13 protein-coding genes and 1 pseudogene are annotated in these 15,004 nt (G+C 64.0%); 9 read left to right on the top strand and 5 right to left on the bottom strand.

Features of this window, described 5'->3' with window-relative positions:
• Positions 1-2 precede the first annotated feature (2 nt).
• The 3 genes from D8W71_RS13455 to D8W71_RS13445 all read right to left on the bottom strand — a co-directional run bounded on the left by D8W71_RS13455 (position 3) and on the right by D8W71_RS13445 (position 3,064).
• Positions 3-830, bottom strand: coding sequence for an aldo/keto reductase (locus D8W71_RS13455; RefSeq protein WP_121119119.1), 828 nt, complete (start codon positions 828-830; stop codon positions 3-5).
• 44 nt (positions 831-874) lie between these two features.
• Complete coding sequence (locus tag D8W71_RS13450; protein ID WP_121114098.1) at positions 875-1,852, bottom strand: Gfo/Idh/MocA family oxidoreductase; 978 nt, start codon at positions 1,850-1,852, stop codon at positions 875-877.
• A 180-nt stretch (positions 1,853-2,032) separates the two neighbouring features.
• Positions 2,033-3,064: a LacI family DNA-binding transcriptional regulator gene (locus D8W71_RS13445; RefSeq protein WP_121114097.1), complete on the bottom strand. Its 1,032-nt coding sequence runs from the start codon at positions 3,062-3,064 to the stop codon at positions 2,033-2,035.
• Between the two features lie 106 nt (positions 3,065-3,170).
• On the opposite strand from D8W71_RS13445, the gene D8W71_RS13440 reads away from it, so the two are divergent.
• From D8W71_RS13440 to D8W71_RS28415, 4 genes and pseudogenes are all read left to right on the top strand, one after another.
• On the top strand, positions 3,171-4,178 hold the full coding sequence (locus D8W71_RS13440; RefSeq protein WP_121114096.1) for a Gfo/Idh/MocA family protein: 1,008 nt from the start codon (positions 3,171-3,173) through the stop codon (positions 4,176-4,178).
• Positions 4,175-5,077, top strand: a complete 903-nt coding sequence (locus D8W71_RS13435) for a sugar phosphate isomerase/epimerase family protein (protein WP_121114095.1) — start codon at positions 4,175-4,177, stop codon at positions 5,075-5,077. Before D8W71_RS13440 ends, D8W71_RS13435 begins: the two co-directional genes overlap by 4 nt.
• Before the next feature lie 4 nt (positions 5,078-5,081).
• Positions 5,082-6,062: a Gfo/Idh/MocA family protein gene (locus D8W71_RS13430; RefSeq protein WP_121114094.1), complete on the top strand. Its 981-nt coding sequence runs from the start codon at positions 5,082-5,084 to the stop codon at positions 6,060-6,062.
• A 173-nt stretch (positions 6,063-6,235) separates the two neighbouring features.
• Positions 6,236-6,915 (top strand): annotated as a pseudogene (locus D8W71_RS28415) (TIGR00266 family protein).
• A gap of 29 nt (positions 6,916-6,944) precedes the next feature.
• On the opposite strand, the gene D8W71_RS13420 reads toward D8W71_RS28415, so the two are convergent.
• On the bottom strand, positions 6,945-8,108 hold the full coding sequence (locus D8W71_RS13420) for a Gfo/Idh/MocA family protein (RefSeq protein ID WP_121114093.1): 1,164 nt from the start codon (positions 8,106-8,108) through the stop codon (positions 6,945-6,947).
• 145 nt (positions 8,109-8,253) lie between these two features.
• Between D8W71_RS13420 and D8W71_RS13415 the strand changes: the two genes are divergently transcribed.
• The gene (locus D8W71_RS13415) at positions 8,254-9,258 is read left to right on the top strand and encodes a LacI family DNA-binding transcriptional regulator (RefSeq protein WP_121119117.1); all 1,005 of its coding nucleotides are present in this window, start codon (positions 8,254-8,256) and stop codon (positions 9,256-9,258) included.
• On the opposite strand, the gene D8W71_RS13410 is transcribed toward D8W71_RS13415, so the two are convergent.
• A complete protein-coding gene (locus D8W71_RS13410; RefSeq protein WP_121114092.1) occupies positions 9,255-10,037 on the bottom strand; it encodes a GntR family transcriptional regulator in 783 nt (260 codons plus the stop codon). The two genes, D8W71_RS13415 and D8W71_RS13410, sit on opposite strands and share 4 nt — an antisense overlap.
• 219 nt (positions 10,038-10,256) lie before the next feature.
• Here D8W71_RS13410 and iolC point away from each other — a divergent pair, with 219 nt between their 5' ends.
• From iolC to iolD, 4 genes are read left to right on the top strand one after another with little or no spacing between them, the layout of a single operon-like run.
• Positions 10,257-11,255, top strand: a complete 999-nt coding sequence (gene iolC / locus D8W71_RS13405; protein WP_121114091.1) for a 5-dehydro-2-deoxygluconokinase — start codon at positions 10,257-10,259, stop codon at positions 11,253-11,255.
• Positions 11,248-12,147, top strand: coding sequence for a Cgl0159 family (beta/alpha)8-fold protein (locus D8W71_RS13400; protein WP_121114090.1), 900 nt, complete (start codon positions 11,248-11,250; stop codon positions 12,145-12,147). The genes iolC and D8W71_RS13400 overlap by 8 nt, the downstream gene beginning before the upstream one ends.
• A gap of 3 nt (positions 12,148-12,150) precedes the next feature.
• Entirely contained in the window at positions 12,151-13,047 is an 897-nt protein-coding gene (iolB, locus tag D8W71_RS13395) for a 5-deoxy-glucuronate isomerase (protein WP_121114089.1), read from the top strand.
• On the top strand, positions 13,044-15,002 hold the full coding sequence (gene iolD, locus D8W71_RS13390; RefSeq protein ID WP_201265344.1) for a 3D-(3,5/4)-trihydroxycyclohexane-1,2-dione acylhydrolase (decyclizing): 1,959 nt from the start codon (positions 13,044-13,046) through the stop codon (positions 15,000-15,002). The genes iolB and iolD overlap by 4 nt, the downstream gene beginning before the upstream one ends.
• The last annotated feature ends 2 nt before the right edge of the window (positions 15,003-15,004 follow it).

Genomic DNA, 15,004 nt, shown 5'->3' with positions numbered 1-15,004 from the left:
GCTCAGAACTCCTCGTAGATGTCGGGATCCTGATCCCAGATTCGACCGCGTTCCAAACCCGAGATAGCAGCGACCTCCTCGTCGGTGAGTTCGAAGCCGAAAACGTCGAGGTTCTGCTTCTGCCGATCGGGGTTGGACGACTTCGGCAACGGAATCGCGCCGAGTTGCACGTGCCACCGCAGCACGACCTGACCGGGCGAGACACCGTGAGCGTGGGCGGCGTCGGCAACCGGAGATGCCTTCAGAAGTTCCGAACCACGCCCCAGGGGGCTCCAACTCTCGGTCACGATGCCGTGCTGCGCGTGGTAGGCGCGGAGTTCTGCCTGTGGGAAGTACGGATGCAGCTCGATCTGGTTGACCGACGGCACGACCGAAGTCTCCGCCTCCAGTCGATCCAGGTGCGCAGCAGTGAAATTCGAGACACCGATCGATTTGACCAGACCATCCTTCTGCAGATCGATCATCGCGCGCCAGGTGTCGACGTACTTGTCCACCTTCGGCAGCGGCCAGTGGATGAGCAACAGATCGATATAGTCGACGCCCAGATCGTTCAACGACGATCGGGCTGACTCCTTGGCCTCGTCGTATCCGTGGAATCGGCCGGGAATCTTCGTCGTGATGCGGATGTCTTCGCGAGGGACGGTCGACGCAGCGACGGCGCGTCCGACACCAGGCTCAGTTCCGTAGCTGAGTGCGGTGTCGATGAGCCGATACCCGGAATCCAAGGCGGCGGTCACTGTCGCCGCCATGTCCTCGCCGTCGGCTTCGACCGTGCCGAGGCCGAGCGCGGGAAGCTCTGTTCCATCGTTCAGAGTGACTGTCGGTGTCATGGGTGCCTCCAAGATGTGTTGTGACTCAGCCTCTGTGTCGTGGCTCAGTACTCGACGGCGACCGTGCGGCCACCTGAATTCATCGATAGCACGAGCGCGTCGGCGACGAGTCCCGCACGTAGTCCGGCATCGGCGTCGGCGAGGGTCGACGGCCGGTTCTGCTCGATGGAGTCGATCCATTCCTGCAATTCGAGACGGTATGCCTCGGCGTAGCGCGGGACCCAGTCGAGGGGATACTCGATGGAGCGTTTCAGTTCGCTGTCAACGATGACGTGCGCTGGGACTGCGAACGACGCGACACCGTCCTCGCCGACGATCTCACACCGCGTGTCGTAGCCGTAGCGCGCATTGACGAACAGTTCGACGGTCATGAGCACGTCGGATTCGGTACGCAGCAACATGATCTGCGGATCCTGGCGAATACCGGAGTGCTTCGAGGTGCGGCCTGCATGCCAGCTCACTTCGGAGATCGGTGAACCCAGCAACCACGGCATGATGTCGAGCTCGTGTATCGCGGAGTTGGTGATCGTCGCCGCCGAGTCGCCCGGACCTGCAACAACATTGCGGCTGACGCAGTGTGCGACGAGAGTCTCACCGATTCTGTCGGCAGACGATGCGCGCTTGAGTTCGTTGTACGCCGGGTCGAACCGCCGCATGAAACCGACGGTGATCAAATTGCGGACACCCTGCGCGGCAATGATTTTCCGGCACTCCTCGGCTGTCGGCGCCAAGGGCTTCTCACACAGAACCGGCTTGTTCGCAGCGAGCGCGGCGTGAACGAGCTCAGCGTGCGTGGAGTCGTGCGAGGCGACAATGACGGCGTCGACACTATCGCTCGCGATCAGTTCGAGTCCGTCTGCGGCAACCGCGGCATCGCGCATTTCGGCGGCGACGGACTTGGCCCGTTCGGCGTCGAAGTCCGCAACGACCGACACCTCCGCACCCGAAATCGAGCCGTTGATCTTGCGAGCATGGTCGGCGCCCATGACGCCGACACCGATGATTCCAACGCGTACAGTCATGCTCCGAGTATTACATCTGAATGTCCTGACAAAGGCCATTTCGATGAGAACTGAGTGCGGCTCTTCCCGCCCGTGCGCGCGTAGTTACCTCCCCACGTAACTACGCACTCACCACCTCTGACCTGATCGTGCGCGCGTAGTTACGCCGGGCGGTGCATGTTCACGCACGGGCGGAGCCACTCACGGCATATTGAACCGCGTCAGCACCTGTATTCGGGACCGATCGCCGACGACACCGTCGAATCCGCCTCCCGCCTGCATGAGAACTCGACAAGCAAGGCGCGCGTCCGCACGGAGGTCGTGGTGCAGAACCGCGGACAGCGCCCCCGATCTCAGCAACGGGCGATTGTCACCGTCGAGATCGTGCCCCACGAACACGCGACAGCGCCTACGCGCTCTCTCGAATGCCCTGACGGCTCCTGTGTTGCCGCCTCCGATGGAATAGACAGCCTCGATTCCTGGGTGGTCGGCAAGTGCCCGTTCTACGAGGCGCTCGACGGTCTCGTCGCGGCCCTCACTGTCGGTGATCTCCACAACGCGTCGCCCCGCAGGATCGCCTCGCTCGGCTCCCAGGGCGCGCAACGTCGTCCTGAAGCCGATCTCGCGTTCACCTTCGTTCCGAAAGATGTTGCTGGTCAAGATGATCAAGACCGTCGAATCGGCATCGGACAGCCAACTGTCCACCAGGTAGGCCGCCGTCGCCCCCGCCGCGCGGTTGTCGATCCCCACGTAGTTGACCCGCGCGCTCCCCGGAACGTCGGTGACATAGGTGACGACAGGTATTCCGATCCCGACCAGTCGATCGATCGCGGCAACGACGTCCGGATCGTCGGGAGCTTTGACTATCACTCCGTGCGAACCACGACTCGTGAATCTGCCGAGTGTCTCCACCATGTTCGGGACCGATTCGGTCTCCCTGAAGTGAAACCTGCATCTGACGACCGCGGGTGACAGCATGGGCAGTTCCGCTTCGACTGCCGCTCTGAATTCGGCCGAGAACCGGGCAGGGGTCTGCATGACGACGTCGAACAGGAACTTTCGTCCATTCAGCCGCAGTTGCGACCGCTGCTTGTCCAGATCCGAGATAGCCTGTTGCACTTCCGCTCTGGTGTTCGCGCGAACCCCTGGCCTTTCATGCAGAACGCGATCGACGGTCGCTTCGCTCAACCCTGCTTGCTGGGCGATCTCACGGACTTTGTATCGGTGCGTCACTGGCAGCTCCCTGAGGCGTTTTTGACGGCTTTTACGCCTTGATCGTACGGCAGATCACCGTCAGACTCGAGGTCTACAACTCCTCTCCGCTTAAGGATCACCTCTGATGGGCGTAACCGTCGGCGTCATCGGCCTCGGCCGAATCGGCGCTTTCCACACCGAAACTCTGAGCTCACTACCTGGTGTCGACGACGTGGTCGTGACCGACGAGCGATCTTCGGTCACCGAATCCGTTGCGACGAAGTTCGGTGCCACGGCAGTCGACAGTGCTGCTGCACTCATCGCCTCCGGAATCGACGGCGTGGTCGTTGCCGCCGCCACGCCCGCGCATGCATCGCTAGTTCTCGCGTGCGTGGACGCCGGAATTCCGGTCTTCTGCGAGAAGCCGATCGCCGCGACGCCGGGTGAGAGCCTGGCCGTGGTCCAGGGCATCGAGTCCAGTGGCGTTCAGGTCCAGATCGGCTACAACCGCCGGTTCGCACCCGCGTTCGCCGCCGCCAAGAGCGCGGTGGCGTCAGGCGATCTCGGTTGGCTGCACACCGTACGCTCCACCACACTCGATCCCGCTCCCCCGCCGCTGGAGTACGTCGCGGTCTCCGGCGGAATCTTCCGTGACTGCAGCGTCCACGATTTCGACATCGTCCGGTGGATCGTCGGCCACGAGGTCGCCGAGGTCTACGCGGCAGGATCGAACCAGGGTGATCCCAAGTTCACCGAATACGGCGATGTCGACACCGCCACCACGACTCTCACGTTCGAGAACGGCACCATCGGCGTCGTCTCCAACACCCGATACAACGCGCGCGGGTACGACTGCCGCCTCGAAGTACATGGCTCGAACGACGCCGTGGTCGCCGGATGGGACGAGCAGGTTCCGGTCCGCAACCTCGAAACCGGCACCACCTTCCCGAACGGCACACCGCACTCCTTCTTCATGGATCGCTTCACCTCCGCCTATCAGGTGGAATTGGGCGCGTTCATCGATGTGATCGCCGGACGCATCGAATCCCCCTGCACCGCACGCGATGCACTCGAAGTGGCCTACATCGCCGAGGCCGCAACCCTGTCCCTGCAACAGCACCGCCCGGTGCGAATCGACGAGGTACGACTGTGAGCACAACCGAAACGACCACTGAAATCCGCATCGCCGGCGCGCCCATTTCGTGGGGCGTCTGCGAGGTCCCCGGGTGGGGGTATCAAATCGCATCCGATCGCGTCCTGACCGAGATGCGCGACGCCGGCCTCACAGCCACCGAGGTGGGCCCCGAGGGCTTCCTCCCCGCGGACCCGAACGAGCTCGCTGCAACTCTCGACAAGTTCGACCTCGAGTCGGTCGGCGGGTTCGCACCCGTTCTGCTGCACCATGCCAACCATGACCCGGTCCCCGGCATCGCACCACTGCTCGACGCCTTCGTCGCCTCCCGTGCCGAGGTTCTCGTGCTCGCCGCCGCCACCGGAAGCGACGGCTACGATTCTCGCCCCGAGCTCGACGATGCGCAGTGGGACACGTTGCTGCGCAACCTCGATCGACTGCAGGAAGCGGCGGCCGAGCGCGGTATCCGTGCAGTCCTGCACCCGCACGTCGGAACGATGATCGAGAAGCGCGACGAGGTCTACCGCGTCCTGAACGGCGCGTCCATCCCGCTGTGCCTCGATACGGGCCACCTCCTCATCGGCGGAACCAACCCGCTCGAACTGGTGGAGGCCTACGCGTCGCGCATCACCCATGCACACCTCAAGGACGTGGACGCTGCCCTCGCCGCCCGCGTTCAGTCCGGTGAACTGACCTACACCGAGGCTGTCGCACAGGGTATGTACACGCCGCTCGGAACAGGCGACGTCGGCATCGGCAAGATCGTGAACGAGCTTCTCGACGCCGGATTCGACGGTTGGTTCGTGCTGGAGCAGGACACAATTCTCGCCGAAGAGCCCACCGATGCAGGTCCAGTCTCCGACGTGATTGCAAGCGTCGCATACCTGCGCAGCGTCGTCGATGCTCGCGTTTCGTCCTAGCGGCATGAGCGCACTCCGAATCGGCGTCCTCGGCGCATCACGAATCGCCGAGGTCGCCATTGTCGAGCCTGCCCACATTCTGGGTCATCGCCTTGTCGCGTGCGCTGCGCGCGACAAGGCGCGAGCCTCGGCCTTCGCCGAGAAGTACGGCGTGGAGAGGGTTCTCGAGTCCTACCAGGATGTGATCGACGACGCCGAAGTCGACGTCGTCTACAACCCGCTCGCGAACTCACTGCACGCGCCGTGGAATCTCGCGGCCGTGCGCGCAGGCAAGCCGGTGCTGACCGAAAAGCCGTTCGCCCGTGATCGTGCCGAAGCAGCGAGCGTCGCAGACGCTGCAGCTTCGGCGGAGGTCACCGTCATGGAAGGGTTCCACTACCTGTTCCATCCGGTGTCTCGGCGGCTGCAACAGTTGGTCGAGGACGGCACCCTCGGCGAACTGCGACACGTCGAGATCGTGATGCGGATGCCCGCGCCGGAGCCGGACGATCTCCGATGGTCGCTCGAGCTGGCAGGCGGGGTGATGATGGACCTGGGATGCTACGGCCTGCACGCGCAACGCCTGTTCGGGCTGTATGCGGGCGGGGACCCCACGATCTCGACGGCCACAGCAGTCGAGCGCTACCCCGGAGTCGACGAGTCACTCGACGTAAACCTCGAATTTCCCAGCGGTGCGACAGGCACGTCGTCCAATTCGATGATCGATCCGGACTACCTGTTCACGGCGAAGGTGATCGGTTCGAAAGGTGAGGCGTTCGCGCACAACTTCATCAAACCCAACGAGGATGATCGGGTCAGCATCACGATCGGATCGGAGACCACCGTCGAGCATCTCGGAAAACGCTCGTCGTACACGTATCAGCTCGAGGCCTTCGCCGCCCACGTGCTGAACGGTGCACCGCTCCCCCTCGGCGCCGCCGATGCCGTCACCAACATGGCATTGATCGACGACGCCTACCGCGCGGCCGGGATGTCGCCCCGCTGACCGATTCGGCGGGGCGAAAGCCGACGCCGGCACCGCGAGGACGAACCGAAACCGGCCGCGGATCGTGACCGAATGGCCGCAACCGACCACTCGCCCCGAGCGAATCGCATTGCTGGATAGCCGATCCGACGAACCCCGGTGCAACCGGCCGCGCTCGCCTACAGTTCTATCGCATGGACATTGACCTGCGTCATGCACCGTCGTCGACCGTTGCTCGCTGCGTACTCGCGGGCGGTGAATGCCTCGACGTCGAAGGTGGGTCGATGGTTGCCTGCTCTGCCGACATGCACGTGGAGGCCAGCACGCCGGGCGGATTCCTCGGCGGATTGAAGCGAGCCGCGCTCAGTGACGGTTCCTACTTCGTCACCACGTACACCGCACCGAGCGGGGCGGCTGGGTCGACGTCGCCGGTCACCTTCCGGGAGACACCGTCGCGCTTCCCGTCACGTCCGGCCAGGATTTCTATCTGGGGCAGGGAGCGTGGCTCGCGAATTCGAAGGGTGTGAGCGTTGTTTCCCAGTGGGGCGGGATGAAGAACGTCTTCGGAGGGCAGGGCGGGTTCGGATTCAAGGCATCCGGTGACGGGCAGGTTCTTCTCGCCGTCTACGGTGCCATCGACACGGTGAATCTAGCTGCAGGGGAATCGATCACCATCGATTCCGGGCACGTCGTTGCCTACCACCTGAACATGAGCTTCGAGATGCGCAGGGCGGTACGTGGTAAGACGATGCAGAGCCTGAAGTCCGGCGAGGGGTGGGTTTTCGACTTCACCGGGCCGGGCACGGTGCTGACACAAACCAGAAACCCCAAGGCGCTGGAGCGCCTGATCGCCGAGCGTTCGGCCGCAAAATAGACCAGTGGCAGCCGACTAGGCCACTACGGCTAAGCGCCGGGCTCGACCCAGCTTCCCGACGCGACCGACTCGGTCATCGCATCGAGGACCTCGGCACTGCGGACCGCGTCCCACACCGTCGCGCCGACGGGCTTGCCTTCTGCGATGGACTGCAGGAACCGCTTGGCCTCGATGACCTTGAGGTCGTCGTATCCCATCGCGGAGGCCGAACCGGGCTGGAACGCGCCGTACTCACCCTGCTTCGGGCCGACGAACAGAGTCGATACCGGCTGATCTTGGTACCGATCTCCGACGCTCACACCGAGCTCACCGAGCCGGCGGAAGTCCCAGAAGACCGCGCCTTTCGTTCCGTGGATCTCGAAGCCGTATGCATTCTGTTCGCCCACTGACACACGGCTCGCCTCGAGGGTTGCGCGAGCGCCCGATGCGAGGCGAATCTGACTGCTGACGTAGTCCTCGTTCTCGACCGGGCCGAGTTCACCGCCGGTGGCGAGTGCATGCCCGCTCGTCGCACCGCTCGGCTTCGCGCGCTGCGGCACGAACACTGCGGTGTCGGCGACGAGAGAATCGATGTCTCCCAACAAGTACCAGAGTAGATCGGACCCGTGCGATGCTAGGTCTCCGAGCACACCGTTGCCACCACGGGCTCGCTCGAACCGCCAGCTGAGGGCGCCGTCGGGGTGGGCGGCGTAGTCACTGAAGAAGCGGAACCGCGCGTGCGTCACGGACCCGATCTCACCGGAGGAGATGAGCGCCTTGGCTTCTTCGACTGCCGGCGCGTTTCGATAGTTGAACCCGACGGCCGTTTGCACGCCTGCTGCGTCGGCGGCGAGTGCGACAGCACGGGCGTCGTCTGCGGACAGACCGACCGGCTTCTCGATCCAGATGTGCTTGCCTGCTGCCGCCATCGCCGTTCCGATGCTGCGGTGCAAGAAGTTCGGCGCAGTGATGGACACCGCCCCGATCGACGAGTCGGTTTCGATATCGTGCCAGTCGGTGGTTGCGTTCTCGAACCCGAACTGCGCTACCGCCTCTTCCGAACGGCCCGGCACTTCGTCAGCTACCGACGCAAGCGTCGGCGCGAGTGCCAGGTTCGGATAATGGTGAAGCAGGCGGGCGTAGGCCTGCGTATGCACGCGACCCATCCAGCCGAAACCGGTGACACCTACACGGATGGCCTGCGCTGCACTCACTGTGAATCTCCTCGTCCACCGACGAACCGACTATTTTGGACCGGTCCAACCTGCACTAGAGTGTGCGGTACGGACCGCACCGAAGTCAACACCGACACTGCTAGCGTTTCCTTGCGAGGCACGCGAGAAGAATGGAGCACCGAAGTTGACCCAGCCGACCATTCGAACTGTCGCTGCACACGCAGGCGTGTCCAAATCGCTTGTATCACTGGTTCTTCGAGGTTCGAGCTCGGTCAGCGACGACAAGCGCAGCGCCGTCGAGAGGGCCATCCGTGAACTCGGATACCGCCCCAACCTCAGCGCACGCAGCCTGACGCAGCAACGCACCGACATCGTCGGCGTACTCCTCAACGATCTACGCAACCCGTGGTTCGTCGACTGTCTCGAAGGTATGAATTCGGTTCTGCGAGAGAATGGAATGACAATGTTCCTCGCCGACGGTCGACTCGACCGCAGCTCGGACGAGGCCCATCTCGAGAGCTTCATGAACCTGCGACTCGACGGCCTCGCGCTCGTCGGAACGAGGATGCCGAGTCGAGCGATAGCCGAGGCGGCCGCATCGATGCCGACCGTCGTCGTCGCCAGCCGAGACCTCGACCTCCCCGGAGTCGACGTCGTGGCCAACGACGACGAACTCGGGACGAAACTCGCCGTCGATCACCTCGTGGGTCTCGGGCATCGCCGAATCGCTCATATCGCGGGAATCGGTGCGGTGGGCGATATCCGAGAGACCAGCTACCGAGCCGCGATGGCGGCACACGGACTGACGAGGCACGTACGTGTCGAACCAAGCGACATGACCGAGGACGACGGCCACGCCGCTGCCGCGCGATTGTTCGACGGACGGACACGACCGTCCGCCGTCTACGCCGTCAACGACATCGTTGCGATCGGTGCCATGACAGCGTGCCAAGATCGCGGATTGGCCATTCCGCAGGACGTCTCGGTCGTCGGTTACGACAACACATACATCGCGCGCCTGCGACACGTGTGGTTGACCAGCGTGGACAACGCAACAATCGAAGTGGGGCGACGCGCCGCCACCGCGCTGGTCTCTAGGATGAGCGACAAGAACTCCGCGGGGTCGTTGGAACTCGTGCCTCCCGCCCTGCAGATCAGGGGCTCGACGGCTGGAACCGAACTACGCTAACGATCTACCACGGTGGTGTCGAAGTAGTAGCGCGAGGCACGGTATGCATGCGAACCGAACTCCACCACGCTGCCCGAATCGTCGAACGCCGTGCGATGCATGGTGAGCAACGGGGCCTTGTACTTTTCGTCGAGCAGTTGCGCCTCGTCGCGATCGGCCGCTTTCGCGCCGATGCGCTGACGCGCGAGCCGAATGTGCACTCCCCGAGTGCGGAGCGACTGATACAGACCCTGCGACTCGAGTTCGTCGGCGTCGGGAGCAATAGCGGACGGCAAGTGGTTGGTCATCAGCGCGAGCGGCTCACCGTTGGTGCTTCGAAGCCTTTTGATCGTCACGACCTCGGTGGCGTCGGAGAGATTGAGCTCTCGCGCAACCTCGTCGGTCGGGATTCCCACGTGATAGTCGAGAAGTTTGGTCGACGGGCTCTGCCCGGCGCGAGCCAGGTCGTCGAACAGGCTGGTGAGTTCGACCGGCCGGTGGACGGGACTCTGCACGACCTGGGTACCGACGCCTCGCTTGCGAACCAGCAGACCCTTGTCCACCAATTCCTGAATCGCACGCCGAGTAGTGGGCCGGGAGAGATTGAGTCGTTTGGCGAGAGCCAATTCGTTCTCGAATCGATCTCCGGGCGCCAACTGCCCGCCCAGGATGGCAGCCTCGATCGCCTGGGCCAGCTGGAAGTACAGCGGTACCGGACTTCCCCTGTCCAACTCCACGGACAAGGGTGTTGCCACTGATGCGCCAGTTCGGGTCCGACCAGTGGTCACATTCGACCCCATACCTACATTCGACGCAGTCATGACCGATGGCTCCGTATCTCGAAGTGGGCGACACCGTCCGCCCGGCTTGATCGGAAGTGTAGGCGAACACTAACATCACCTTGACCGGTAGTAAGAATGTCAGGACAAACTATTGACATCAACGTGTGGCCTGGCGCACAGTAGAACGCGACGAGCCGCCGGCACGCGAACCACCTCCGCGAAGCCCTCTACACCCTCATGGAGTCGATCTTGACCACCTCAGCCGATGCGAACACCACGGCATTCGACGTCCTCGCCATCGGGCGAAGTGGCGTCGACATCTATCCGCTGCAGACCGGCGTCGGCCTGGAAGACGTCGAGTCCTTCGGGAAGTTTCTCGGTGGAAGCGCAGCCAACGTGACGGTCGCTGCAGCGCGTCTCGGCGAGAAGTCCGCCTTGATTTCAGGTGTCGGCAACGATCCGTTCGGGCGCTACGTCGCTGCCGAACTCGCGCGCCTCGGAGTGGACAATCGATTCGTCGTCACGGACACCCAATTCGCCACACCCGTCACGTTCTGCGAGATTTTCCCGCCCGACGACTTCCCGCTGTACTTCTACCGCAAGCCCTCGGCGCCGGACCTGCAGATCACGCCGCAGAACATCGATACCGAAGCGGTGAAGAGCGCTCGTCTGTACTGGTCGACCGTTACCGGTCTGTCGGAGGAGCCGAGCCGCAGCGCGCATTTCGCAGCGTGGGAGGCGCGAGGACGGGCACCGCTGACGGTTCTCGATCTCGACTACCGTCCCATGTTCTGGGAGTCCACCGCTGCAGCTACCGAGCAGGTGCGGAAAGCCCTGCAGCACGTCACCGTCGCCGTCGGCAACAAGGAGGAGTGTGAGGTCGCCGTCGGCGAGACCGACCCACACAAAGCAGCCGACGCACTGCTCGATCTCGGCGTCGAGCTTGCCATCGTCAAGATGGGCCCCAAGGGCGTCATGGGCAAGACCAGATCCCAGACCGTCACTGTCCCGCCCAATTTCGTCGACGTCGTCAACGGGCTCGGTGCAGGCGACAGCTTCGGTGGATCGCTGTGCCACGGACTGCTGGCAGGGTGGCCGCTGGAGAAGATCCTTCGATACGGCAACGCAGCAGGCGCGATCGTCGCTTCGCGTCTCGAGTGCTCCACCGCCATGCCGACCGCCGCCGAGGTAGCAGCCCTCGCAGAAGAAACTGCCACGGAGGCCGTCAATGTCTGAGACCACGCTGACCCAGCCCGCCGCTTCGACGTACGCCGAGGTCACCGCAATTCGTGCGAGCGACCCACACGCGATCGAGCGCGCCTGGGCCACCCGCCTCACGCGCGAGACCATCCGCGGCAACGGCAGGCTCATGATCGTCGCCGCAGATCACCCCGCTCGCGGCGCACTGTCGGTGGGCACCGACCAGACCGCGATGAACAGCCGCACCGAGCTGCTCGACCGCCTGCGTACTGCTCTCGCCAACCCCGGCGTGGACGGCGTCCTCGCCTCCTCGGAGATCCTCGACGACCTCGTGCTTCTCGGGGCGCTGGAGGACAAGGTCGTCTTCTCTTCGATGAACCGCGGCGGTCTGGCCGGCGCGTCGTTCGAGCTCGACGACCGAATGACCGGTGCTACCGCAGCGTCGACCGCCAAAGCACGGATGAACGGCGCGAAGATGCTCACCCGCATTGCTCTCGACGATCCAGGCACCCTCGCAACGATGACCGCCTGCGCGCAGGCGATCGATGAACTCGCCGCACACCAACTCATCGCGATGGTCGAGCCCTTTCTGTCCAGTCGTGTCGAGGGTCGCGTCAAGAACGACCTGAGCGCCGACGCCGTCATCAAGTCCATCCACATCACCCAAGGCCTCGGATCGACCTCCGCCTACACCTGGATGAAACTGCCGGTCGTCGACGAGATGGAACGCGTCATGGACGCAACGACTCTCCCGACGCTGCTTCTCGGCGGAGATCCGCAGACCGCTCCCGAGGAGACCTACGCCAGCTGGGCGAAGGCACTCGAGATCCCCGCCGTGAGGGGCTTGATCGTCGGACGCACATTGCTCTACCCCAAGGACGGCAACGTCGAAGCAGCTGTCGGTACCGCAGTCGACATGGTGAGGTGAGAGATGAACTCCGAGTTCTACATCGCAGCAGGATCGGGCAGCAAGGACGGGTTCGACGTAGTCGTGACGCCCGAGTCCGCGGGATGGACCGAATCCAGCCTGCGGACGGTCACTTTGACGGCTGGCCAGTCCTTGGATCTCGACTCCGGTCCCGACGAGATCATGGTCGTGCCGCTCTCGGGCTCGGCCACCGTCTCCAGTGACGGCACGAAGTTCGACCTCGCCGGCCGCGCATCGGTCTTCGACGGTCCCTCCGACTTCGCCTATGTCGGGCGGGATTCCGCGTACACGCTGTCGAGTGTCGACGGCGGACGGTTCGCCCTGTGCGGCGCCCGCGCCGACAAGAAGCTTCCGTTCCGCTACGTGCCCGCAGCCGACGTCTCCGTCGAGCTTCGCGGCGCAGGCAATTGCAGCCGTCAGGTTCACAACTTCGGCACCGCCGATACTTTCGAGGCCGATTCGCTCATCGCGTGCGAGGTCATCACCCCCGGTGGCAACTGGTCGTCGTACCCGGGCCACAAGCACGACGAGAACACACCGACCGAGTCCGCGCTCGAAGAGATCTACTACTTCGAGATCGCCGAAGGCCCCGACGGCAGCAACGGCTTCGGCTACCACCGCGTCTACGGCACTCCGGCACGGCCCATCGAGGTGCTCGAAGAGGTCCGCACCGGCGACGTTGTACTCGTGCCGCACGGCTACCACGGCCCGTCCGTCGCTGCTCCCGGGTACCACATGTACTACCTGAACGTCATGGCCGGACCGGGCAAAGAACGCGCCTGGAACATCGTCGACGATCCCGAGCACACCTGGATCCGCGGCACCTGGGCCGACCAGGCCGTCGATCCCAGACTTCCCTTGAACGGCCTAACCCTCGACTCCGCACCGACAGGAGCATGACCGTGGTGTCCACCGCACCGATCTCGGCGAGCAAGACCGAGAACACCGAACCCGTAGTGCACCTCACCGTGTCCCAGGCAACCGTGAAGTTTCTCGCGAACCAGTTCGTCGAGCGGGACGGCGTTCGCACGAAGTTCTTCGCCGGAGCATTCGGCATCTTCGGCCACGGCAACGTCGCAGGTCTCGGCCAGGCGCTTCTGCAGGCCGAAATCGACGCCGTCGAAGCGGGCACCGAGCCGGAACTCCCCTACGTCCTCGGACGCAACGAGCAGGCCATGGTGCACAGCGCCGTCGCGTACGCACGCCAGAAGGATCGCCTCCAGACCTGGGCCGTCACCGCCAGCGTCGGACCGGGTTCGACCAACATGCTGACCGGCGCCGCGCTCGCGACGATCAACCGTCTGCCCGTATTGCTGCTTCCCGCAGACACGTTCGCCACCCGGGCGAGTGCGCCCGTACTGCAGGAGCTCGAGCTCCCGTCCAGCGGCGACATCACCGTCAACGACGCGTTCAAGCCGCTGTCGCGCTACTTCGACCGGGTGTGGCGTCCCGAGCAGCTGCCGAGTGCATTACTCGGCGCAATGCGTGTACTCACCGATCCCGTCGAGACCGGTGCCGCCACCATCGCCATCCCCCAGGACGTTCAGGCCGAGGCCTTCGATTGGCCCGAGTCCCTGTTCGCGCCGCGCACGTGGCACGTAGCGCGCCCGCTACCGGAGAAGTCCGTCGTCTCCCGTGCTGCCGAGGTCATCCGCAGCGCAAAGAAGCCCCTGATCGTCGCAGGCGGCGGCGTCATCTACTCCGGTGCCACCGAATCGCTTGCAGCCCTGTGCGAGAAGACCGGAATCCCGGTCGGCCAGAGCCAGGCAGGTAAGGGATCGCTGACCTACGACCACCCCCAGTCCGTCGGCGCCCTCGGATCCACCGGCACCACCGCAGCCAACGCGATCGCGACCGAAGCAGACGTGATCATCGGAATCGGTACTCGCTACAGCGATTTCACGTCCGCCTCGCGGACGGCGTTCAACAACCCCGACGTTCGCTTCGTCAACATCAACGTCGCGTCGATCGACTCGGTGAAGCAGGGTGGCATCTCGGTCGTCTCCGACGCCCGCGAAGCACTCGACGCCTTGATCGAGGCGCTGGGCGACTACGAGGTTCCCGCCGAATACCGGACTCGCACGGCCGAACTGGCAGCGGAGTGGGACGCGACCGTGTCCGCGGTGTACAAGATCGAGGATTCGACGGCGCCGTTGAACCAGAATCAGGTCATCGGCCTGGCCAACACGCTGTCCGATCCCCGCGACGTCGTAGTATGTGCTGCCGGCTCGATGCCAGGTGATCTGCACAAACTCTGGCGCACGCGCGATTCCAAGGGCTACCACGTCGAGTACGGTTTCTCGTGCATGGGTTACGAGGTCGCAGGCGGCATCGGCGCCAAGATGGCCGAGCCCGACCGCGACGTATTCGTCATGGTCGGCGACGGCTCCTACCTGATGATGGCAACCGAACTCGTCACCGCCGTGCAGGAGGGCGTCAAGATCATCATGATCCTCGTCCAGAACCATGGCTTCGCATCCATCGGCTCGCTGTCGGAATCCCTCGGCTCACAACGCTTCGGAACCGACTACCGCTACCGCGGACAAGACGGCAGACTGGACGGCGCAATTCTGCCGGTCGATCTGGCGGCCAACGCGGCCAGCCTCGGTGTCGAGGTGGTGCGAGTGAACAACGGCAACGAGTTCACCGACGCAGTCAAGGCTGCCAAGGCGAGCACGACATCCACTGTCATTCACGTGGAAACCGACCCGCTGATCGCGGCGCCGGATTCCGAATCCTGGTGGGACGTTCCGGTGAGCGCGACGTCGACGCTCGAATCCACCCAGACTGCATACGCCACCTACGAGAAGTGGAAGAAGATTCAGCGCCCCTTCCTTCGTCCGTCCGGCAACTGAAC

Origin of the sequence: Rhodococcus sp. P1Y (assembly GCF_003641205.1) — a bacterium.
Taxonomy (GTDB): Bacteria; Actinomycetota; Actinomycetes; order Mycobacteriales; family Mycobacteriaceae; genus Rhodococcoides.
This window is presented reverse-complemented; position numbering and strand designations above follow the sequence as displayed.